General features: G+C 72.6%; 22 protein-coding genes, 2 tRNA genes and 1 pseudogene. 10 read left to right on the forward strand and 15 right to left on the reverse strand.

Annotated features, from left to right (window positions below):
- Positions 1-747: 747 nt before the first annotated feature.
- A complete protein-coding gene (locus V1L54_RS09925; RefSeq protein ID WP_330117549.1) occupies positions 748-1,071 on the forward strand; it encodes an AlbA family DNA-binding domain-containing protein in 324 nt (107 codons plus the stop codon).
- A 26-nt stretch (positions 1,072-1,097) separates the two neighbouring features.
- On the opposite strand, the gene V1L54_RS09930 is transcribed toward V1L54_RS09925, so the two are convergent.
- Positions 1,098-1,571 (reverse strand): cupin domain-containing protein, encoded by a 474-nt coding sequence (locus tag V1L54_RS09930; RefSeq protein ID WP_330117550.1) that lies wholly within the window; start codon positions 1,569-1,571, stop codon positions 1,098-1,100.
- A gap of 204 nt (positions 1,572-1,775) precedes the next feature.
- Between V1L54_RS09930 and V1L54_RS09935 the strand changes: the two genes are divergently transcribed.
- Complete coding sequence (locus tag V1L54_RS09935; RefSeq protein WP_330117551.1) at positions 1,776-2,426, forward strand: TetR/AcrR family transcriptional regulator; 651 nt, start codon at positions 1,776-1,778, stop codon at positions 2,424-2,426.
- Between the two features lie 21 nt (positions 2,427-2,447).
- On the opposite strand, the gene V1L54_RS09940 is transcribed toward V1L54_RS09935, so the two are convergent.
- On the reverse strand, positions 2,448-2,594 hold the full coding sequence (locus V1L54_RS09940; protein WP_330117552.1) for a hypothetical protein: 147 nt from the start codon (positions 2,592-2,594) through the stop codon (positions 2,448-2,450).
- 245 nt (positions 2,595-2,839) lie between these two features.
- Positions 2,840-3,508, reverse strand: a pseudogene (locus tag V1L54_RS09945) (MerR family transcriptional regulator); the annotation flags it as partial.
- Between the two features lie 551 nt (positions 3,509-4,059).
- Between V1L54_RS09945 and V1L54_RS09950 the strand changes: the two are divergent.
- Both V1L54_RS09950 and V1L54_RS09955 read left to right on the forward strand, forming a co-directional pair.
- On the forward strand, positions 4,060-4,239 hold the full coding sequence (locus tag V1L54_RS09950) for a hypothetical protein (RefSeq protein ID WP_330117553.1): 180 nt from the start codon (positions 4,060-4,062) through the stop codon (positions 4,237-4,239).
- A gap of 375 nt (positions 4,240-4,614) precedes the next feature.
- Positions 4,615-4,887 (forward strand): GntR family transcriptional regulator, encoded by a 273-nt coding sequence (locus tag V1L54_RS09955; protein ID WP_330117554.1) that lies wholly within the window; start codon positions 4,615-4,617, stop codon positions 4,885-4,887.
- Between the two features lie 3 nt (positions 4,888-4,890).
- Here the strand turns inward: V1L54_RS09955 and V1L54_RS09960 are convergent, their stop codons facing one another.
- The 3 genes from V1L54_RS09960 to V1L54_RS09970 form a co-directional block, all read right to left on the reverse strand.
- Positions 4,891-5,190 (reverse strand): hypothetical protein, encoded by a 300-nt coding sequence (locus tag V1L54_RS09960; RefSeq protein ID WP_330117555.1) that lies wholly within the window; start codon positions 5,188-5,190, stop codon positions 4,891-4,893.
- A 212-nt stretch (positions 5,191-5,402) separates the two neighbouring features.
- Positions 5,403-5,476 (reverse strand) — tRNA-Ile (locus V1L54_RS09965).
- A 246-nt stretch (positions 5,477-5,722) separates the two neighbouring features.
- A tRNA-Asn gene (locus V1L54_RS09970) sits at positions 5,723-5,795 on the reverse strand.
- A 200-nt stretch (positions 5,796-5,995) separates the two neighbouring features.
- On the opposite strand from V1L54_RS09970, the gene V1L54_RS09975 reads away from it, so the two are divergent.
- Positions 5,996-6,307, forward strand: a complete 312-nt coding sequence (locus tag V1L54_RS09975; RefSeq protein ID WP_330117556.1) for a YtxH domain-containing protein — start codon at positions 5,996-5,998, stop codon at positions 6,305-6,307.
- Between the two features lie 51 nt (positions 6,308-6,358).
- Here the strand turns inward: V1L54_RS09975 and ligD are convergent, their stop codons facing one another.
- On the reverse strand, positions 6,359-7,318 hold the full coding sequence (ligD, locus tag V1L54_RS09980) for a non-homologous end-joining DNA ligase (protein WP_330117557.1): 960 nt from the start codon (positions 7,316-7,318) through the stop codon (positions 6,359-6,361).
- A gap of 182 nt (positions 7,319-7,500) precedes the next feature.
- Between ligD and V1L54_RS09985 the strand changes: the two genes are divergently transcribed.
- The 3 genes from V1L54_RS09985 to V1L54_RS09995 all read left to right on the forward strand — a co-directional run bounded on the left by V1L54_RS09985 (position 7,501) and on the right by V1L54_RS09995 (position 10,195).
- Positions 7,501-8,280 carry an IclR family transcriptional regulator gene (locus V1L54_RS09985; protein WP_330117558.1) on the forward strand — a complete coding sequence of 260 codons (780 nt, stop codon included), beginning with the start codon at positions 7,501-7,503 and terminating at the stop codon, positions 8,278-8,280.
- Positions 8,281-8,323: 43 nt separating this feature from the next.
- Positions 8,324-9,205 (forward strand): SMP-30/gluconolactonase/LRE family protein, encoded by an 882-nt coding sequence (locus tag V1L54_RS09990; RefSeq protein ID WP_330117559.1) that lies wholly within the window; start codon positions 8,324-8,326, stop codon positions 9,203-9,205.
- Between the two features lie 78 nt (positions 9,206-9,283).
- On the forward strand, positions 9,284-10,195 hold the full coding sequence (locus tag V1L54_RS09995) for an SCO2400 family protein (RefSeq protein ID WP_443076569.1): 912 nt from the start codon (positions 9,284-9,286) through the stop codon (positions 10,193-10,195).
- 29 nt (positions 10,196-10,224) lie between these two features.
- Here the strand turns inward: V1L54_RS09995 and V1L54_RS10000 are convergent, their stop codons facing one another.
- Positions 10,225-10,698, reverse strand: coding sequence for a MarR family winged helix-turn-helix transcriptional regulator (locus tag V1L54_RS10000; RefSeq protein ID WP_330117561.1), 474 nt, complete (start codon positions 10,696-10,698; stop codon positions 10,225-10,227).
- Between the two features lie 85 nt (positions 10,699-10,783).
- Between V1L54_RS10000 and V1L54_RS10005 the strand changes: the two genes are divergently transcribed.
- Positions 10,784-11,800: an NADP-dependent oxidoreductase gene (locus V1L54_RS10005; RefSeq protein ID WP_330117562.1), complete on the forward strand. Its 1,017-nt coding sequence runs from the start codon at positions 10,784-10,786 to the stop codon at positions 11,798-11,800.
- 482 nt (positions 11,801-12,282) lie between these two features.
- Here V1L54_RS10005 and V1L54_RS10010 read toward each other — a convergent pair whose 3' ends face one another.
- The 5 genes from V1L54_RS10010 to V1L54_RS10030 form a co-directional block, all read right to left on the reverse strand.
- Complete coding sequence (locus tag V1L54_RS10010; protein WP_330117563.1) at positions 12,283-13,458, reverse strand: aldose epimerase family protein; 1,176 nt, start codon at positions 13,456-13,458, stop codon at positions 12,283-12,285.
- 521 nt (positions 13,459-13,979) lie between these two features.
- Positions 13,980-14,987 carry a hypothetical protein gene (locus tag V1L54_RS10015; RefSeq protein ID WP_330117564.1) on the reverse strand — a complete coding sequence of 336 codons (1,008 nt, stop codon included), beginning with the start codon at positions 14,985-14,987 and terminating at the stop codon, positions 13,980-13,982.
- Positions 14,988-15,090: 103 nt separating this feature from the next.
- Positions 15,091-16,128, reverse strand: a complete 1,038-nt coding sequence (locus V1L54_RS10020; RefSeq protein ID WP_330117565.1) for a zinc-dependent alcohol dehydrogenase — start codon at positions 16,126-16,128, stop codon at positions 15,091-15,093.
- The gene (locus V1L54_RS10025; protein ID WP_330117566.1) at positions 16,125-16,958 is read right to left on the reverse strand and encodes an enolase C-terminal domain-like protein; all 834 of its coding nucleotides are present in this window, start codon (positions 16,956-16,958) and stop codon (positions 16,125-16,127) included. The genes V1L54_RS10020 and V1L54_RS10025 overlap by 4 nt, the downstream gene beginning before the upstream one ends.
- A gap of 133 nt (positions 16,959-17,091) precedes the next feature.
- The gene (locus V1L54_RS10030) at positions 17,092-18,075 is read right to left on the reverse strand and encodes an SGNH/GDSL hydrolase family protein (RefSeq protein WP_330117567.1); all 984 of its coding nucleotides are present in this window, start codon (positions 18,073-18,075) and stop codon (positions 17,092-17,094) included.
- 441 nt (positions 18,076-18,516) lie between these two features.
- On the opposite strand from V1L54_RS10030, the gene V1L54_RS10035 reads away from it, so the two are divergent.
- The gene (locus V1L54_RS10035; protein WP_330117568.1) at positions 18,517-19,011 is read left to right on the forward strand and encodes a DUF3145 domain-containing protein; all 495 of its coding nucleotides are present in this window, start codon (positions 18,517-18,519) and stop codon (positions 19,009-19,011) included.
- Between the two features lie 375 nt (positions 19,012-19,386).
- On the opposite strand, the gene V1L54_RS10040 is transcribed toward V1L54_RS10035, so the two are convergent.
- Together V1L54_RS10040 and V1L54_RS10045 are read right to left on the reverse strand one after the other, a co-directional pair.
- A complete protein-coding gene (locus V1L54_RS10040) occupies positions 19,387-20,649 on the reverse strand; it encodes a beta-ketoacyl-[acyl-carrier-protein] synthase family protein (RefSeq protein WP_330117569.1) in 1,263 nt (420 codons plus the stop codon).
- 104 nt (positions 20,650-20,753) lie between these two features.
- Entirely contained in the window at positions 20,754-21,002 is a 249-nt protein-coding gene (locus V1L54_RS10045; RefSeq protein ID WP_330117570.1) for an acyl carrier protein, read from the reverse strand.
- Positions 21,003-21,015 lie beyond the last annotated feature (13 nt).

A 21,015-nucleotide genomic window follows, 5' to 3' on the forward strand; every position in this document is an offset into this window, starting at 1 on the left:
ACCCGTCATTCCTCCGGCAGGCCTCCGTCCCGTATCGGGCCGATCGCGGTCTCCCCTCGGCTGTGTAGCAGCGCGAGGGCAGGCGAGAGGGATTACTCCCTGCGAGACCGTGTAGGAGCCCATCGCTGTATTGAAGTTCCAGTGATCCATCAGATCGCGCAGCATGTCGGGGGCGACCCCGGCGTCCGCAGGCCGCTGGGTATAGGAGTGCCGGAAGGATCGGCAAGCGGTCGAAACACAGCAGCGGCCAACCGTCAGGCCCAGGCATGGCGACACCACCGCGCTGCGCCGCCGCCTGCTGCGCCTGTCCGCGTGGCGGTGTCGGCGCCCGCGCTGGAGCACCACCCACTCGGTACCGGCGGCGCGCTCCGAACTGCGGCAGCTGGCCCCAGATTGGGCAGCGGTGCACGTGGCATGAGGCCGCGGGGTCACGCGGCCGCTGTGGGGGCTCCAGGTGTCGCGGAGGCGGATAAAGCGGATGGTGGTGTGGCGTCCTGTGTCACGCACACTTCAGCGGAGAGGGACTGGCTCAGCGGATGGAGCCGGCCGTGGTCGAGGGCGCCCGGCAGCGGTGATGTGGTGACGCCGGGTCGGGGTCAGGGTGGGTCTGAATCACAGGGCGCGGCCGTCACGGATACCGGACGGTAGGCGTCGTGTGCTTGCATATCAGAGGTTACGTTGTGCCCGGCATCACCCGGAAGTGAGATTCCTGAGCGGCGCAGCGATCGACCTTTCTATGCTGGGGCGATGGCCGGCTCATGGACCCGTGTCCAACAAGAACTCAGCCTTCCGCCAGGGCCTTCAACGTTCGAGATGATCGAGCGGGCTGCGCGAGGGATCGACGGAGAGGGAAGCGATCTCGACTGGAAACGTGTCCTGCCGACGAAGCCTGAGGCTGGTCTCTGGTCGGAGTTCGCCAAGGATGTCACCGCCATGGCCAACGCCCGTGGCGGCCTCCTCGTCTACGGCGTCCGCAACGATCGAGTCATCGAAGGGGGCGGTGCCGTTCGGCGCGCGTTCCACGGCGCCTTGCATCCGAGTGTTCTGTTGGTGGTAGGAGAGCGTGACTGATTTCCGACAGCGCCGTGGCTAGGAGGTCAGTGCCAGTCATCTCCGGGCAGGAGCGCCATGTTGTGCGCGCCGATGGCATCAATCATTTCATCGAGCTCCTCCTGGGCCCAAGGCTCCGGGGGGCCGTCCGTCGAGCCGTAGTTCAGGAAGAAGGCCTCGGGCCCTGCTGGGGTGTAGAAGACGAGCAGGCGGGCCGGTTCCTGCGCCACGTTTCGAAAGGCGTGCCGGGTCCCTTTGGGTATGTAGATGAATTCACCGGGGTATGCAGTGAACCTCTGGTTTCCGTTGAGGAATTCGAACTCCCCGGTGAGCACGTAGAACGTCTCGTCCTCCTTCGAGTGAATGTGCGACACCTTGCCGTGCCCCGCTTCGACGAGCCCGCTCATGAACACGCGAGCACCGTCCGCCGCCTCGCCAGTGACCTTGACGGCGAACGTCTCGTGCTCCGTGAGCCGAGTGACGCCTTCGTCCTTGCGGCAAAGCCGTTGGTGGAACTCCAAACCGGATCATCCTTGTCGGGGAGCGGTGAGCTGGGAGCCATGATCGCGGTCCCTTCTCCGCGGCGCCGCCCGAGTGGCCCGCCGCAGCAATGTGTTGAATGCAAGTCATTGAATGTTAGTCAAGAAATACTGCCGATGTAGGGCCCTGCTCACCCCCTCACATACGCTGCAGGACGACATGGCCGCCGCCGAGAAGGGGTCGACGTGACCGCACCCGAAGCAGAAAAGCCGCCGACCCGTCGGCAGGTGGCAGCTCAGGAAACGCGCCAGAAGCTGCTGCGCGCCGCGCTGGAGCACTTCTCCCGGCGCCCTTACGGGGAGGTGACCGTCGGGGACATCGCCCGTACGGCGGGTGTCGCTCACGGGCTGCTGTCCCACCACTTCAAGGGCAAGGAAAGCCTCTACGCAGAGGTCGTGCGCGAGGTCGACCAGCAGCTCAAGGCGGCAACGAAGTTGGAGTCGGACGGGCCCGTCCCCGACCGGCTGCGTCGGCACTTCGTCGCGCATCTACGCTTTCTGGCCTCGCATGAAGACGCCGCGCTCAATCTCGTCCTGCGTCGTACGCAGGGAACCGACGTGGCGTCGACGGCCTTCGAGGCGACACGGGAGGAGGGGGTCCGGGACATCTGCGCAGTGCTCGGCCTCGACGCCGACGACCCCGTTCTGCTGCTGTCTATACGGGGGTTCGGTGCCGCCTGCGACGAGATGTCCCTGCTTTGGCTGCGTAACGGCCGCCCGGTCGAGATCGACGCCCTCGCTGATGCCTGGATCACCCTGCTCGTGGGTGCTGTCCGCGCCGCGTACGGCTTCACACCTACCCTCGAACTGCGCGAGGCGCTCGTCACCCTGGGGTGAGACCATGCCGCCCCGGTCAGCTCACGCCGGGTGGTTCCGTGCCTGTTCCATCGCCTTCTCCCGATGGCGGCTGGCCTCAAGGGCGCCTTCCCCCTGGGGCGCCGTCACGACCACTTCCGTCACCAGGCGCGCCTTGCCGTTGGAATGCTGCGAGATCCGCACCAGCATGTCTCACGCCTCTGCAGCTACACCGGCTCTGGCCTGGGCAAAAAGGCCGATCCCGTGGGGTGGGAGGGTTCACCGGAATTTCACGGCCGATCCCGCCTGGCGGGCGCTCTCGGCGAGGCCATACCCGTCAGACGAAAACCACTTCGGGCCAGGCGAATGCTGCGCGACGACGCCGCCGGCAGACGCCTCTACTGCCACAACGCGTACACCTACGTACCGGGGCGCGGGTCAGCGTGGCCTGGCGGTTACGAGTCCTTCCAGTTCGTGGTCGTTTCTCGGGTGAGCACGCGGCTCATCAGGGAGATCATCGCTTCGGAGCGGTGTGGGTGGGTTTCGTAATCGCGGGCGAGGCGGCGGTGGTGCATGAGCCGACCCAGGGTCCGCTCGACGACCCGGCACCGCGGCATCATATTGAAGCCCTTCTGGGCGGGGTCGCGGCGGGTGACTTCGACGTCGATGCCGAGAGTGGCGCCGTGATCGATGGCCTTGGTGCGGTAGCCGCTGTCGACCCACGCCTTCGTGACGCGAGGGCGGCCTTCGGCAGTGGTCGAGAGCAAGCGGATTCCGCCGGCGTTGTCGGAGACGCTGGCGGCGGTGACTAGCAGCGGCACCAGCTTCGACACCACGGTCATCTCATCCACGTGGCACAGGACCGACTCGTGACGCTGCTGTCGCACCTCCGTCACGTGCTGCCGCAAGAGGATCACTGCCTCGCCCGGTCGATCGAGAGCGCGTCGGACGAGCGTCACGCTCATACCCGTGCCGCGCAGGACAGTGATCAGCATGGCCCGTTCGACCTGCCCGAACGTGTAGGAGCGATAGCCGGTCCGCTCGTCGACACCGGCCGGGACGAGCATGCCTTCGGAGTGGTAGTACCGAAGTGTCTGTGTCGGCAGGTCGCACATCTCGCTGAAATCACTGATCGACAACATGCCGCCATCCTCGGCCTTGCAGCGACTGCAAGGTCCAGTACCGAGCCCGTGCCACGTGGAACGCGGCACGGGCCTGTCATTCCGCGCCATGTCGAGGTGCCCACGGCGAACGGTGTGCACGACGGGCCCTCGCCCGTGATCTCCACTCCGATACCGGCCGGTGTGTCTGGTGCCCCGCCTCCATGCCCCGGACCCGGCCCATGCCGTCACCGGCGAGACGCCCACCCGACCATGTGAGTGGGGGGCGTCTCGCAGAGTGTCCGGCCGGCCGACGACCCTGCCCGGCTGACCGGTCAGGTGCCGCCGTGGTGCGCGTCGACCACTGTCGTCGGCTCGACGACATGTTTCGCGCGGCTCACGGTCCTGCCGTGCAGCAGCGGGAGTACGGCTCAGCTTCCCGCGGCGTCGGTCGTGGCCAGAAGGTCCGTGTCCGGCTTGACCGTGACGGACGTACCGGACGGCCCGCGTGGACGCCTGGGTCTCGACCGGGCCAGAGACCGACTCCGCCGTAGCGTTTCTCGGAGGAGGTGATCATGACAGCACGGAAGATCGGCCCCGGAGCGTGGAGGGACTACGAACCCTCTGAGTTCGGCACCGACGCACACAGGACCCAGGAGACCTACCGTCCCGTGTCCGGCGAGACGCCCGAGGAGCGGCCCCCGGCCCGGCTGCGGGACGCGCTGTCCGGCAGGAACGGACAGCGGCTGAGCTAGGCGGCCACGTAACGAGCGAACCCCCGGTCCTGAGGCAAAGGGACCGGGGGTTCGCTGCTCTCTGGCCGTAGAGGCGTCTACCGGCTACTTGCGGGTTGCGCGGTGTACCTGCTGGAGGGCTCGGCCCATGTCGCAGGTGTTGTTGGTGCACGGCCGGCAGTCCACGGCGTGCTCACAACGGACGCACATGCGTACGGGTGGCTGTCGATAGAGTCACTCATGTCGTCAGCTCCTGTGTAGCTGGTGGCCATGCCCCCGGCCGGTCCGCCCCGGCGCGGGGGTTCTTCCGTTCGGCCTAACCATATAGGGCACTATAGGAATCATGGGAGCCCTACATGTGTCTTTGCAGGTCAGGGGCGCAATATGGTTGCCGCTATGGACGAGAACGACAAGCCGGTGATCGACCCGCGCGGGGCTCAGCTCGTGTACATGGTGATCGCCGACCACATCGCGGGGCGCATCTCCAAGGGAGAGCTGCAACCCGGGATGCGGATTCCTGGCGAGTTGGATCTCGCCGCGTTCTACGGGGTGGCGAGGATGACAGCCGCTCGTGCTGTGAGAGAGCTGCGGGAGCGCGGGCTCGTGATCACCGTGCGCGGCAAGGGCACGTTCGTGGTGGAGCAGCCGCCTACGGCCGACGAGGAGTAGGTCTTACTGCTGCACGGCGTCGAGGAACGTCTGGACGGTGGCCCGAGTCTTCGCGTCGAAGCACTCGGGGTTCTGCAGTACGACGTTCGCGGCGATGCTGGCATGGTGCCGTGCCTGGTCTGGATCGGCGTCCCTGTAGGGGTCCTCGGGGTCAGGCTGATACCGCTGAGCCTCTTCGAAAGCATCCATGAACGCCTGCTCCGCGTCTTCGCAGGCGGCTGTGCCGCTGTCGGCCTCAGAGCCTACTGCTGTCAGGCGACCTGCGGTGAACGCCCCAGCGGTAACAAGCACAACTGTTGCCACGCTGACCGCCCAGACCAGGGCCCGGCGACGTCTCTGTGGTGGCTCCTCCGGCACAGGGCTCATCGTCTCATCTCGGAAGCCGCTGCGTGACCTGCTTCACAGCCTCCAGGATGATCTTCTCCACCCCGGCTGGGAGGGGCGCGGAGGGGATTCGGAGGGGATCGCTCCGTCGCTCGGAGACCCGTCGGAACGTTACCGCTGGTCGTCGTGGGTGGGGCGGGTGGGACTCGAACCCACGGCCGACGGATTATGAGTCCGCTGCTCTAACCGGCTGAGCTACCGCCCCGGGACGGCGCGCCACGCACAACTGTGCGCGCCGTCTGCCGCAGCATAGCCGCTCATACGATCTCCCGCCCGTGCCGGGGTGGGGCCGGGCCGGACCGGGCCCGCGGGCACCGGGGGAACGGGCGCCACCCGGACGGGCGAAGGGGAGAGACGCGGGTCGGCCGGTGCGGGAGAACACGGCGGGGGCACAGAAGAAGAACACGGAAGAAACTGAAGAAGAGGCCCCTCGCGGGGCCTCTTCGAGGTGCTCCCCCGACTGGACTCGAACCAGTAACCTGCCGGTTAACAGCCGGCTGCTCTGCCAATTGAGCTACAGGGGACTGCTCTGCCGGGAGGCCCGGCCGGTCTCCCGGGGGCGCTCCCTCGCTGTGGGCAATACAGTAGCGCATGCCGGGGGGTGCTCCGAAATCGGTATTCGCCCCGTGCCTTGGGGTACTCGTGGGATGTCCGCCGCAGACCGGCAGTGCGCGTCCCGGGAGAAGGGGCGCGCAGGGAGATACCTGAGGAAGAGGGTGGAGCCATGCGCTACCGGCTCACGTTCGTCGTAGGAGTGGCCGTCGGGTACGTGCTCGGCACACGGGCCGGGCGCGAGCGGTACGAGAAGCTGCGCAAGAGCGCCCGGCAGTTCGCCGAGAACCCCGCCGTGCGCAACGCCTACGAGACCGCCACGCACAACGGGCGGGAGATGGCCACCAAGGCCTTCGGCACGGTGTCCGAGCGGATGGGCGACCGGCTGCCGGGCACGGTGTCCGACAAGGTGCGCACCCTGCGCGGCAGCCGGGTCGAGCAGCGCACGCCGTTCGACGACGACTGGGGCACGAGCAACACCTAGCGGCACCTGAGGCCGTTCCCCGGCCCGGCCCGGCCCCGGTCCCCGGGGCGCTCAGCCGCCGTTCGGCAACCGTCCCGCGCGGGCGGGGTCGAGCAGCGGGGCGAGCAGGTCGCCGTACCGGTCCAGCCGGGCGGGGACGTCGCCGGCCGTGTGGACGAGGTCGCCGGGCTGTGCGCAGCCGGCGACCTCGTCCCATGTCACCGGGGTGGAGACGGTCGGCCGGGACTTCGCGCGCAGCGTGTACGGGGCGGCCGTGGTGCGCGTCCAGGCGTTCTGGCTGTGGTCGATGAAGACCCGCCCCGTGCGGAGGTGCTTGGGCACCCGGTGCACGGCCAGCTCCGGCAGGGCCCCGGACACCTCGCGGGCCAGCCGCTCGGCGTAGCCGGCCACCGCCGCGGCGTCGGTGGGCCGCAGCGGGACGAGGAGGTGCAGCCCCTTGGCGCCGGAGGTCTTGGCGTACGACTCCAGGCCGTCCGCGGCCAGTTCGTCGCGCAGCCGGAGGGCCACCTCGCAGCACTCGACGACCGTGGCGGGCGCGCCGGGGTCGAGGTCGAACACCAGCCGGTCCGCCCTTCCCTCGTGGGGGAGGCGCCACTGCGGGACGTGCAGTTCCAGGGCGGCCAGGTTGGCCGCCCACCGCAGGGTCGGCAGATCCTGCACGACGACCTGCCGGTCGGTGCTCCCGTCCACCCGGTGCACCTCGCACACGGTGACCCAGTCCGGGGTGCCGGGCGGTACGTGCTTGGCCATGAACGGCCGGCTGGTCACACCGCCGGGGGCACGGACGAAGGAGACCGGGCGGTCGCGCAGCTGGGGGAGGAGCACCTCGGCCACGGCGGTGTAGTAGTCCACGACGTCGCCCTTGGTGAAGCCGGTCTCCGGATAGAGGACCTTCTCCGGGTGGCTCAGGGGGACATGGCGGTCCGCCGCGGCGGGCCCCGGCCCGCTCCCCGGGGCCTTGCCCGGTTTCCCCGGCTTCTCGGGCGGCCTGCTCGACGCGGTCTCCGGCATGGCTTCACGAATCCCACGTCCGGCGCCGTTCATGCCTGCCGGCGGAAGGCGATACGGCCGCGGGTACGTTGCCGCCCGGTTCGGGCTGTGACTAGCCTGTGTCCGTCATTCCGGTCGTTCTTCGGGATGTCGAACGCCGAAAGGCCCGGACCGTACGGCCCGGGAGAAGGGGGAGGACGGCGATGGGGCGTCTCGTACCGGCCGTGAACAGGGCGCTGGACATCCTGGAGCTCTTCCTCGACGGGGACGGCGTCCTGTCCGCGCCGGAGATCACCCGCAGGCTGGGGCTGCCCCGCACCACCGTCCACGAGCTGGTGACCACCCTGGCCGCGCGCTCGTACCTGGTGCCCGTGCCCGAGCAGCCCGGACGTTACCGGCTGGGGGTGCGGAACTACCAGCTCGGGAGCCGCTACGCCGAGCAGCTCGACCTCGCGGCCGAGGGCCGGCGGGTGGCCGGTGAGGTCGCCGAGACCTGTGACGAGACCGTGCACGTGGCCGTTCTGGAGGGCACGGACGTCATCTACATCGCCAAGGTGGACAGCACCCGCGCGGTGCGCATGGTCTCCGCCGCCGGGCGGCGGCTGCCCGCACACTGCACCGCGGTGGGCAAGATGCTGCTGGCCTCGCTGCCGGAGGAGGAGCTGGGCACGCGGCTGCCCGGCCCCGGTGGTGAGCCGCTGAGGGCGATGACGGAGAACTCGATCACCTCGCCGGACGAACTGCGCGAGGCGCTGGCGCGGATCCGCGCACGCGGCATCGCGGTCGAGGAGCGGGAGTCGAACCCGGACGTGAGCTGTGTGGCCGCGCCCGTGCGCGACAGCGCGGGCCGGGTGGTCGCGGCGCTGAGCATCTCGGTGCCCACCATCCGGTGGAACGGCCGGCGGCGTGCCGAACTGGAGGCCCTGGTGGTCCGCGGCGCCGCCGATCTGTCGGCGCGGCTCGGCCACCGCGGCGCCGCCTGAGCGCCGGTGCGCGGGGAAGAGGCGAGCGAGAGGGGGACCGGGTATGACCGGAACGGGCACGACACGGGCGGCGAGGAGGGCGGGACCCGAGATCGCGGTGCGCCATGACGCGCTGCTGGGTGAGGGACCGACCTGGGACGCGGCGCGCGGGCGGCTGATCTGGGTGGACGTCCTCTCCTGCCGGGTGCACGCCTGGGACCCCGCCGACGGGCGCCGCACGGTGCTGGCGACCGAGCAGCACGTGGGCGCGGCCAAGCCGCGCGCGGGCGGCGGCCTGGTGGTCAACCTCCGTGACGGGGTGGGGCTGTACGACGCGGCCGGCGCCTTCTCCTGGCTGCACCGCGACCCCGTCCCGGGCCGCCGCGGCAACGACGCGGCCGTGGCCCCGGACGGCGCGCTGTGGGCGGGCACGATGGCCTACGACGAGGCTCCGGGCGGGGGCACGTTCAGCCGGATCGCCCCGGACGGCACGGTGGCCGAGGTCCTGCCGGACGTGACGATCAGCAACGGCACGGGCTGGAGTCCGGACGGGCGGCTGATGTACTACGTCGACACCCCCACCCGCCGCATCGACGTTTTCGACGTGCGCGGCACCGAGGTGAGCGACCGCCGGCCGCTGGCGGAGATCGAGGAGGGGGCGGGCTTCCCCGACGGGTTGACGGTGGACGCGGACGGCTGTGTCTGGGTCGCCCTGTGGGGCGGCGGCGCGGTGCGGCGCTACACCCCCGACGGCCGGCTGGACCGCACGGTCGCCGTTCCGGCCGCCAACACCACGGCGTGCGCCTTCGGGGGCCCGGGACTGCGGGACCTCTACATCACCACGGCCCGGGTGGGCACCGACCCCGCGGCGCAGCCGCTGGCCGGTTCGCTCCTGGTGCTGCCGGACGCGGGGCAGGGGCTGGCCCAGCGGCCCTTCGCGGGGTGACGCCGCGCGGGCCGACACCAAACCTTCACGGCAAGGCCCTTTCGTCCTATGTTCCGGTAACCGTATTCTGCCGACCCCATGATCTACTGCGTCACGTGCCGACGGCACCTGAATGGCGCCCTGTCCTGTCCGGGGTGCGGTGTCCCCAGTGAGCGTCTGGCGCCGGTGGACATGTCGGTCATGCCGGGTACCGGGACGGGCCCTTCCGGGGCGGGGGCCGGCCCGTACGATCCGTACGGCGGTGACGCGTACGGCGGCCACGCGGGACACGGCGGGCACGGCGGTCACGACCGCCGGGACGCCCACGACACCCTCCGGCGTCCCGCTCCCGCGTACCCGGGCGGGCCCCCCGGGGGTGACGATCCCGCCGCGGACGGCGGTGCGGACGGTGCCGAGGACGCCAAGGACGCCAAGGACGCCGAGAACGTGGCCCCGCCCCCCGGGCGGCGCGGCCGCCGGGCCCGGGCGTATCCGGGGCGCCGGCGCCGCAGGATCGTCATGGGCGTGATATTCGGGACGGGGCTGGCCACGCTCGGCGTCGCGGAGTTCACCACGGAGGGCGTACTGAGGCAGCTGCCCGCCCTCCCGCTGGACGACGGGCCCGGCGACCCCGGGGGCGGTCCGTCCGGCGAGGAGACGGAGACCGGACGGCGGCCCGCCGGCGGCGGGACCCCGGACGGGGCGGCGTCCACGGAGCCGGGCTCGCCCCGGCCCTCGGCCTCGGTCTCCCCCTCGGCGCGGCCGTCGGACTCCGCCGGGCCCTCGGCCGAGCCGGACGCCTCCGCGTCGGCGGCCCCCTCGGCGAGTACGCCCGGGAACGGTGCCTCCCTGCCCGCGGAGCCCCCCGGGGCCACCCGGCAGCCGGAGCGTCCCGAGCCCGAGCCGGAGCGGCCCGATCCGTCGCCTCCGGGGCAGACCCGGGACCCCGAGCCCGAGCCCGAACCGGAGCCGGGCGAGACCTGCGACCGCTTTCTGTGGTGGTGCACCTAGCGCTCGGCGCTGTGACCGGTTCGGTGCCGTCAGTCCCGCCGGCCCCCGGTGTCCCCCGGCTGCCCGGTGTCCAGGACGCGCCTGAGCAGGTCGCGCAGGAGCGTTCGCTCCCCCGGGTCCAGTTCTGCCAGTGGGGCCCGCGCGAAGTCCAGCGCGGCGCGCAGCCGTCCGGCGGTCCGCCGGCCCTCGGCGGTGGCGGCGGCGAGCTTGACCCGGCGGTCGTCCGGGTCGGGGCGCCGCTCGACCAGCCCGCGGTCCTGCAGCCGGTCGACGATGCCCGTCACGTTCGACGGCTCGCACCGCAGCCGCCGGGCGAGCTCCCGCATGGGCAGGGGCCGGCGGGCGAGCAGGGTGAGCAGCCGGGCCTGGGCACCGGTGAGGGAGTGCCGGGCGGCCGCCTCGTCGTACTCCCGGTGGTAGCGGGCGACGGCCTCGCCGATCAGCTCGACGACCTCGAGGGCGACCGGGTCGGCGGGCTCGGGGCGGCCGGCGGCGGGGGACATGCCCGCAGCCTACCGATTTGCTTGACAGTGTGAAATATCAAGGGGACTGTTGTTTCACTGTCTGAAGTTTTTGGGAGGCGTTTCCGTGACTCTGCCCGCGACCGGACGTGAGTGGCATCTGACGGCCCGGCCGGAGGGATGGCCCGCCCCGGAGGACTTCGCGCTGCGCGAGGCACCCGTCGGGGCCCCCGGGCCCGGCCGGATCCTGGTGCGCAACCTGTACCTCTCGGTCGATCCGTACATGAGGGGCCGGATGAACGACGTCAAGTCGTACGTTCCGCCGTACCGGCTCGACGAGCCGATGGACGGCGGGGCGGTCGGAGTCGTCCTCGCCTCCGAGGCCGAGGGCTTCGCCCCGGGCGACCACGTACTGCACGGGCTCGGCTGGCGCGAGTACGCCACCCCGGAGGCGAGGCACGCGGTGAAGGTCTCCGCCGACGCGGCCCCGCTGAGCGCCTGCCTCGGGGTGCTGGGCATGCCGGGGCTGACCGCCTACGCCGGCCTGCTGGAGGTCGCCTCCTTCCGGGAGGGGGACGCCGTCTTCGTCTCGGGTGCGGCGGGCGCGGTCGGCAGCCTGGTCGGTCAGATCGCCCGGCTCAAGGGCGCCTCACGGGTCGTCGGCAGCGCCGGATCACCGGAGAAGGTGCGGCTGCTGACCGAGGAGTACGGCTTCGACGCCGCCTTCGACTACCACGACGGCCCGGTGGCCCGGCGGTTGAGGGAGGCCGCACCCGAGGGCATCGACGTCTACTTCGACAACGTCGGCGGGGAGCACCTGGAGGCCGCCATCGGCTCGCTCAGGACGCACGGGCGTGTCGCCGTGTGCGGGATGATCTCCCAGTACAACGCCACCGAGCCGCCCGCCGCCCCGCGCAACCTGACGCTGGTCATCGGCAAGCGGCTGCGGATCCAGGGCATGCTCGTGAACGACCACTCGGCCCTGCGCCCGCGGTTCACCGAGGAGGTCTCGGGCTGGCTCCGCTCCGGCGAGCTGAAGTACCGCGAGACGGTGGTGGAGGGGATCGAGAACGCGGTGGACGCCTTCCTCGGCATGCTGCGCGGGCGGAACGTCGGGAAGATGATCGTCAGCCTGGACGGCTGAGCCTGCCGGCCCGCGGCACACGATCGCGGACGCCGAGGCGGGTGAGCCCCGGCACCGGCCGGGCCCCGGCCTCGGTGTCCGCGGTCGTCTCCGTGCGGGCCGTTGACGCGGACGGTGTTCTGCTCCTGCTTTCCGTTCGGGAGAGCGAAAGTTATCCGGCATACCGAACGCCGGGGTGAGTGGTGTGCGCCGGGACTCCCGGCCCGGTCGTGCCACCGGCCGACGGCGTCCGCTGCGCGCGGCCGGCACCGTCCGTCGTCACCGCCGGGTTCCCGCTGCCGGTGGTCCTCGTCCTGTTCCGGCGGCAGGTCGTGCGCGGGATCGCCCACACGGCCCGGCCGGGCAGCGGGCCGGCGGCCCACGCTTCCGGGGCGTGCCCTACGGGGTCCGGGGCGCGCCCCGGAACGCGGGCGGGTCCGGCGGTCCGGGGTCACCTCCTTCCCCCGGGCCGCCGGCCCCGCCGGACGCGGGAGGTCCGGGCGCTACTCCGCGGCGAAGGAGTGCACGGTCGTGCTCCGGTACGTCTGCCCCGGCCGCAGCACGGTGGTGGGGAACGCCGGCTGGTTGGGGGAGTCGGGGAAGTGCTGGGTCTCCAGGCAGAACCCGTCGCTCTGCCGGTAGATCCGCCCCGAGGTGCCCGTCAGGGTGCCGTCCAGGAAGTTGCCGGTGTAGAGCTGCACCCCCGGCTCGGTGGTGGCGACCCGCATCACCCGCCCCGAGACCGGTTCGGTGACGGTGGCCACGTGCTCGGGCTCCGCGGTGATCCCCTTGTCGAACACCAGGTTGTGGTCGTAGCCCCGGCCGTACCGGATCTGCCCGTGCGCCTCGCGGATGTCCAGCCCGAGCGGCTTGGGCCTGCGGAAGTCGAACGGCGTGTCCGCCACCTTCGCCAGCTCACCGGTCGGGATCAGGGTCTCGCCGACCGGGGTGAAGCGGGAGGCGGCCAGCTCCAGGGTGTGGTCCAGGACGCTGCCCGAACCCTCCCCGGCGAGGTTGAAGTAGGTGTGGTTGGTGAGATTGACGACGGTGGGCCTGTCGGTGGTGGCCTCGTAGTCGATCCGGAACTCGCCGTCCGGGCCGAGCGTGTACTCCACCCGGACCTGGAGCGTGCCGGGGAAGCCCATCTCGCCGTCGGGGCTGGTGCGGGAGAGCACCAGGCCCGATGCGCCGCCCCGGGTGAACGGCTCCACCCGCCACACCCGCTTGTCGAACCCCTGGTCGCCGCCGTGCAGGGTATGGCCGTTGTCGTTGCGCGGCAGCTCGTACGCCTGCCCGTCGAGGGTGAAGGCGCCGTCCGCGATGCGGTTGCCGAAGCGGCCGATGAGCGCCCCGAAGAACGGGGAGCCGGCCATGTACGAGGCCAGGTCGCCGAAGCCGAGTGAGATGTTGGCGTACCGGCCCTTGCGGTCGGGCACCTCCAGGGACTGCACGATGCCGCCGTAGGAGAGCACCTTCAGCCGGGTGCCGCCTGCCGACAGTGTCCAGATGTCCACCTCCGTGCCGTCGGCCAGCTCGCCGAAGCGCTTCCGCCGCGGTGGGGACGGATCACCCGGCCCCCCGCCGTCGGCGTGCGCCGCCCCGGCACCCGGCCCCAAGGCCGCCGCCACCAGTCCCGCGGCCGCCGCGGCCGAGATCACAGTGCGTCTGCTGGTGCTCATGAACCACCTCTCCGTTCGTTTCCCATCCCGGATCCCACCGTCGTCGGCAGGACCGGGCCCTTGATCACCCACTGGCAGCCGGTGCCGGTGTCCAGTGGGGACGTGCCGTTGCCGGGCACACCGGGAGCCGGTCCGCGATACGGCGCCCGGTGCGGTACCCACTCCGTCGCTCGTCGGGGCACCGCCGGCGAACGCCGCGGCGATCGCCCCGGCCCGGAGCCGGCACCCGCCCGCGGGGACTCCGCCGAGCGGGTGGAACCGGCGGCCGGCGGCGCCGCGCACCGCGAAGGCGGGCCCGACCAGGATGCCGCACAAGATCAGCGGTACCACCGGGGCACCCCGGCAAACGGCTGGCCGGGGCCCGGTCCCCCTCAGCCGCCACCGGAACCCCGGGACGTTCCCGGGCGGCGAGCGTCCGGACCGCGCGGCCGTCGCGCGGGACGGTGACGGCGGTCGGCCAGCGCGGCCGACCCCGAGCTCCGGCGGTGTGGATACGGGCGCGGGTACTGCCGGGCATGCGGTCAGCTCCTTTCCGGGGCGGGGGGCGGCTCGTCGCGGAAGCGGCTGAGGGGGCCGGGCAGCCGGGAGCCGGGCGGCGACATCCCGGCGTCGGCGCCGAGCCGGGCGAGCAGGTCCAGGACGAGCCGGCCGCGCCGGACCCGCTCGCGCGCGGTGTCCACGGCGGCGTCGCGCAGCTGTGCGCCGTAGGGGTAGAGGGCCGGGGCCCTGCTGAGACCGAACTTGAGGTAGACCGGCGCGCCGCGCCGGACCAGCTCGGCCACGTCGTACATCCGCACGTAGCCGCCGAGGTCGTCGGGCGCCTCCAGATAGAAGTCCAGCGGCGCCCGGCTGACCCGGCGGATCTCGGTCAGGTGCTCCAGGGCCAGGTCGGAGGGCACGTTGACCGAGTCGGCGCCCAGCCGTTCGAAGACCGCGTACGAGGCCGGGTTGACCGGGCCGATCAGGGCCGAGACCTTGAAGGTGGTGTCGGCGGGCAGCACGCCGCGCGTCCGCAGCCGGTGCAGCGTCCACAGCACGCCCTCGTCGGCCACCAGCAGGCAGCGGACCCCGAGTCCGGCGGCGCGCACGGCGTCCTCGACGCATCCGGCGAGCGCGTCGTGGCCGCGGGCCCGCGGTCCCGCGCCGCCGGAGGGGGTGCGGGTTCCGGCACCGGTGTCCCAGGTGCCGCGCGGCCCGGTGAACAGGCACAGCTCGACGTCGTGCGCGGCGCACGCGTCGGCCATCCCGGCGATCTCGGCGTCGGTCAGCATCCACACGCCGCTGCCCTGGCTGACCCGGTGGACGGGGACGTCGAGGGCGGCGGCCTCCGTCAGCACGGCGGCCAGCGCCTCCGGCCCCTCGACGGAGGGGATCTCGGTGCGCCAGGTGCCCCCGTCGGGAAAGGTGTGCGGGGAGGTGTCGGCGGGGTCCCGGACCGGTACGGGGTGGCCGAGGGCGGCGAGGGCGGCCGCACCGGGGCGGCGGGGAGCGGCTGCCGGGCCGGGTGAGGAGAGGGGCGCGTCGGTCACGGTACTCCCGGTTCGGTGTCTCGTACGGATGCGGCGTTCCCCGGGCGGGGGCGGGGGCGGGAGACGCGGGAAGAGGGACGTGGGGAGCGGAGGGAAGGAGGAGTCAGGGCCGCAGCAGGACCTTGCCGACCTCCGGATCGCCGCCGCCGACCAGCGCGAGGGCCTCGGCGAACCCCTCCAGCGGCAGTTCGTGGGTGATCAGGGCGGCGGGTGCCAGCAGCCCCGCGGTGAAGGCCCGTACCGCCCGGGTCCAGGCGGCGGGCGGGGCGCCGAAGACGGTCCGGACGGTGAGCTGCTCGCAGGTCAGCAGCCCGGGGTCGAGTCCCCGGGCGCCCGGTCCGGGCAGCCCGGCCAGCACCACCCGGCCGCCGCGCCGGGCCAGCAGGCAGGAGTCGTGCGCGGTGGTGGACGCGCCCGCGATCTCCACCACCAGGTCGTAGCGGCCGCGCAGTGCACCGGTGTCCGCCGGGTCGCGCGCCTCGGTGGCGCCCATCGACAGCGCCCGCCCGGCCCGCTCGGCCCTGGGATCGACCACCAGCAGTCCGGCGGGGGAGACCGCGGCCAGCAACTGGACGGCCAGCAGGCCCAGGGTGCCCGCGCCGACCACGGCGATCAGCTCCCCGGGACGGGGCCCGCCCGCCGACACCGCCGCGGCGACCACGGCGGCGGGCTCCAGCAGGGCGGCCGAGCGCAGGTCGGCGCCGTCGGGCAGGAGGTGCAGCAGCCGGGCGGGGAGGGCCAGGGTGTCGGCGAAGGCGCCGGGCCGGGTGAAGCCGGTCTCGTCGTAGCCGCCGGCGCACAGGCTGGTGGCACCCTCCCGGCAGCGGTCGCAGACCAGGCAGGCGCGGAACCCCTCGCCCACCGCCTTCCGGCCCACCAGCGCCGGGTCCACCCCGTCCCCGACCGCCTCCACCGTGCCGGACCACTCGTGGCCGGGCACGACGGGATAGCGGACGTAGCCGGTGGCCCGGGTTCCGGCGTACACCTCGTGGTCGCTGGCGCAGACCCCCGCCGCGTGCACCGCCACCCGCGCCTCGCCGGGACCGGGCTCCGGACGCCCGGTGTCCACCAGCCGGTGGACACCGGGCCGTTCGACGAGGACGGCCCGGTTCCGCGCCCGGTCCCGTCCTCCGCCCGTCATGTCCGCGCCCCGCGCGGGGGCCGCTTCTCCCAGCCCTCCGCCCACAGGTCGAAGCGGGCCCGGCGGGGCGGGAACTCCGCCGCCGCGCCGGTGTCCGGCTCGGCCCCCGGCCCGGGGGCGCCGGGAAGCGTGAAGTAGCCGTCCACGACCTTCGGGGCCCCGGTGGCCACCTTCGTGATCTCGGCGTCCGCGAAGTCGTTGAAGCGTTCCAGGATCCTGAAGTTCGGTGTGCAGCCCGCCGGTTGGAGGGAGGCGGCGGTCAGCACCGGGCCGCCGGCGTTGTGCGGCGCGACCGTCAGGTAGTGGGTCTCGGCGGTGGCGGCGAGCTTGCGGGTCCCCAGGATGCCGCCGAGGTGGCCGGTGCCGAACGGGTCGAGCTCCAGCGTCCGGTAGCCGCGCTCGACGGCCTTCCGGGCCGCCGCGTGGAACGCCTCGGGGGTGCGCTCGGCGGTGTGCCGGCCGTTGGCGTACGCCTTGACCCGCTCGGCGACCCGTCCGCCCGGCAACTGCCGGACGGGCACGCCCGGCGCCTTGCCCTTGATGTCCCAGCAGGCCGTCTCCACCACCGCGATGCCGGACATCACGATCTCCCCGGCCCGCCCGTAGTCGCCGTACTTCATGCGCCGCACCAGGTCCTCGACCTCGAAGGGGCCGGAGCCCGCGATGTGGTTGGCCTCGGCCTCGCGCAGACAGCCGAGCAGCGCGTCGGTGTGCCCGGGCATCCGGGTCTCGCCCACCCCGGTGAGGCCCTCGTCGGTGTGCACCTGGACGTAGGCCAGGTCGCGCCAGGGGGTGCCGACGACATGAGTACTGATTCCGGTGATGCGCACAGCGGCCGCTCTCCCTGTTTTCGGCGTTGTTCGGCATTTCGTCATCCGTCCGAAATCCTGGCGTGAATGTAATGACGAGGCCGGGGGGCGTCAATGGCGCCCCTGGGAGCCCGCGGGACGGCTCCGGGTCCGCTCAGGCGGGCGGGCGTTCGGCCGTGACGTGGCGGTGGGCGATTCCGGCGAGCACCCGCTGGCCCGCCGTGCCGGGGTGGAACCAGTCCCAGGTGCTCAGCTCACGGGTGGTGAAGCGGTACTCGTGGACCGCCCCGCCGTCATGGCGGCAGCGCGGGTCGCCGGCGCACACCTCCCGCAGCGCGGTGTTGTACGCCCGCACCCGCTCGGCCACCGCGGCGCGGCGCTCCACCGCCACGGGATCCTCGGCGGCGGGATCGGCCAGCATCGACGGGCAGATGCCGAGCCGCCACACCTGCGGGGCCAGCGGGTGGTCCCGGCCCACGGACCACAGCCGTTCCAGGTCCGGGACACCGGCCACGTACACCTGGGTGTCCGGCGAGGCCCGGCGCAGGGTGCGCAGCGCCTCGGCGAAGTCGGCGCGGAACTCGTCCACCGGGGTCATCTCACCGATGCTCGGCCGGCAGGCGTCGTTCGCGCCGACCAGCACCGTCACCAGCTCCGGCCGGTGCGCCGCGGCCCGTTCGGCCTGGGCCGGCAGGTCTGCCATCAGGGCACCGGAGCGGGCGAGGTTCCACCGGGCGGCGGTCGGGATGTCCAGTCGTTCCGCCAGGCTGTCCACCTCGGGCGAGGTGCCGGTGGCCCAGGACACCGCCGGGCAGTCGGCCAGCAGCGAGCAGGCGTCGTAGCCGCGGGTGACGGAGTCGCCCAGGGCCGCCAGCGAGCCGGGGGCGGTGTCCCATTCGGGCGTGGGCGTGGGTGAGCCGGCGGGACGGGGTTCGGAGGCGGCGCCGCGGACACCGCCGGACCTCCCGTCGGCGTCACCGTCGCTCCCGCTGTCACAGGACACGGCGAGCAGGATGGCTGCCACGACGGCGGCGACGACGGCGCAGGCGCCGGCCAGGACCCCGCGGTGCCGGGTACGGCCGGCCGGCGTGCCGCTGCGGCCGTCGCCGCCGTCCCGGCCGTTTCCCTCGTCCCCCACGGTCCCCTCCTGTGTGTCCCGGTGCCCGCAGTGTCTCCCCGGCTGTCTCTTCGCCGCTTTTCCGGCCGTTCCGCGGCCGTGTTACCGGCCGGCCCCCGGCCGTCGTCCCCGCGCCGCCGTCCCCCGTCTCCCGTCGGGGTGATGGTGCGGACGGGTGGGTTGACCGCTCCGATCGACGGTACGTCACCTTCTGCGTGGCATGGCGCGGTAGTTTTCTTCGCGGCGGTCCGAAAATGGTCGCCGGACACATCTGGCAGATTACATCGCGTCACTTGCTGTCTCTTTTAGGGAGAATCAGCTCGGACAGTGTTTACTGTTCGTAACATCGGGAGCTGGAGGACGTGTGACCGATGGGACAAGATGTCAAGTACTGACTCGGCGCATGACCAGGGATTCGAGGCCGCCACGGAAGGTCGCACTCGAACCGCACAGGAGGTCCCGGTGACGACACGTGGAGTTCTGTACGTGCACTCCGCCCCCCGCGCACTGTGCCCGCACGTCGAATGGGCCGTCGCGGGAGTGCTCGGCACCCGCGTCAGCCTCGACTGGATCAAGCAGCCCGCCTCGCCGGGCACCTGGCGTGCGGAGCTGTCCTGGCAGGGCGAGCCCGGCACCGCCTCCAAACTCGCCTCCGCGCTGCGCGGCTGGCGGCTGCTGCGCTTCGAGGTGACCTCCGAGCCGTGCGCCGCCGCCGAGGGCGAGCGCTACAGCTCCACCCCCGAACTGGGCATCTTCCACGCGGTGACCGGGCCGCACGGGGACATCCTCATCCCCGAGGACCGGCTGCGCGCCGCCCTGGAGCGCGCCACCCGCGGCGAGACCGAGCTGGAAGCCGAGATCGCGAGGCTGCTCGGCAAGCCCTGGGACGACGAACTGGAGCCCTTCCGCTACGCGGGCGAGGGCGCCCCGGTGCGCTGGTTGCACCAGGTGGTCTGACGGGCCCGGACCCGGACGCGACGGCCGTCCCGGAGCCCGCTCCCGGGGCGTACGGCCCAGGGGAGGGCCTCGCGGCCTGCCGCACGCCGGACTGCGGAGCCGCCTGTACCCCGCCCCCGCCGAACCGCCGGCCCCGCCGCCCCGGACACCGCGCGTGCCGCCGCCCCCGGACCCGGCACCGGGGGAGCGGCCCCGGTGCTGCGGCGGCGCGCGACGCGGTGGATTCCGGCGCCCCGGGCCGGGCCGGGCAGGCCACCGGCTGCCTCCGACGCTCCTGACACCCCGTCCCCGGCTGCCCGGGAACAGGCCGGGGAACGGGCGAGGGGGCCGCCGGGCGTGCTGCCCGGCGGCCCCTCGTGGCCGGCGACCGGTGTGTCAGACCGTGCGGAAGGCCAGGACGACGTTGTGGCCGCCGAAGCCGAAGGAGTTGTTGAGCGCGGCGATCCGGCCCTCCCCCAGCGGGCGGCCGGCGCCGCGCACGATGTCGGCGTCGACCTCCTCGTCGAGGTCCTCGAGGTTGGCGGTCGGCGGGGCCGTGCGGTGGTGCAGCGCCAGCACCGTCGCCACCGTCTCGACGCCGCCCGCGCCGCCCAGCAGATGGCCGGTCATGGACTTGGTGGCGGAGACGGCCACCCGGTCCAGGTCGGAACCCAGCACCTTGCGCAGCGCCTTGATCTCGGCGATGTCGCCCAGCGGGGTGGAGGTGGCGTGCGCGTTGAGGTGCACCACCTCCGACGGCTCCAGACCGGTGGCGTCCAGCAGGTTCTGCAGCGCCGTGGCGATGCCCCGGCCGGTCGGCTCGGGCTGCGCGATGTGGTGGCTGTCCGCGGACAGCCCCTGGCCCAGCACCTCGCAGTAGACCCGCGCGCCGCGCCGGGCGGCGTGCTCGGCCGACTCCAGCACGATCACGCCCGACCCCTCGCCGAGCACGAAGCCGTCCCGGGCCTTGTCGAAGGGACGGGAGACCTTCTCGGGCGGGCCGTCGTTCTTGGACAGCGCCATCATGTTGGCGAACGCCGCGACGGGCAGCGGATGGATGGCAGCCTCGGTGCCGCCCGCGACGACCACGTCGGCGCGGCCGGTGCGGATCATCTCCACGGCGTAGCCGATGGCCTCGGCTCCCGAGGCGCAGGCGCTCACCGGGGTGTGGACGCCCGCCTGGGCGCCCACCTCCAGCCCGACGTTGGCCGCCGGGCTGTTGGGCATCAGCATCGGCACGGTGTGCGGGGAGACCCGGCGGGCGCCCTTCTCCCGCAGGACGTCGTACTGGTCGAGCAGTGTGGTGACACCGCCGATGCCGGAGGCGATGACGGAGCCGAGCCGGTCGGGGTCCACCAGGCCGTTCTCCCCGGCCCTGCCCTCGTAACCGGCGTCGGCCCAGGCCTCCCGGGCCGCGATCAGGGCGAACTGCGCCGAGCGGTCCAGCTTGCGGGCGAGGGGGCGGGGCAGCACGTCCAGGGGGTCGGCCGCGGCCGGGGCGGCGATCCGCACGGGCAGCTCCGCCGCCCACTCCTGCTCCAGGGCCCGTACGCCGGACCGGCCGGCGAGCATGCCCTCCCACGTCGATGCGCTGTCGCCACCCAGCGGTGTGGTTGCGCCGATACCGGTGACGACCACGGTGCGGTTGGTCGCGTTCACAGGGATTCTGTCTCCACTGGTAGGGGATGTTCTGTCATCCGCCACCGCGAGCCGGGTGGCGACAAACGCCTCAACGAGTACCCGTGGAACGGGTGGCGGGCGGGTCAGCCCTGGTGGGTGGCGATGTAGTCCACCGCGTCGCCGACGGTCTTGAGGTTCTTGACGTCGTCGTCCGGGATCTTCACTCCGAAGCGCTCCTCGGCGGCGACGACGACCTCGACCATGGACAGCGAGTCGACGTCCAGGTCGTCGGTGAAGGACTTCTCCGGCTGGACGTCCTCGGCCGGGATACCGGCGATCTCGTTCACGATCTCGGCGAGACCGGCGACGATCTCTTCCTTGGTGGCGGCCATGCGTGGCGCTCCT

This window comes from Streptomyces rubellus, from assembly GCF_036323805.1.
Classification (GTDB): Bacteria; Actinomycetota; Actinomycetes; order Streptomycetales; family Streptomycetaceae; genus Streptomyces.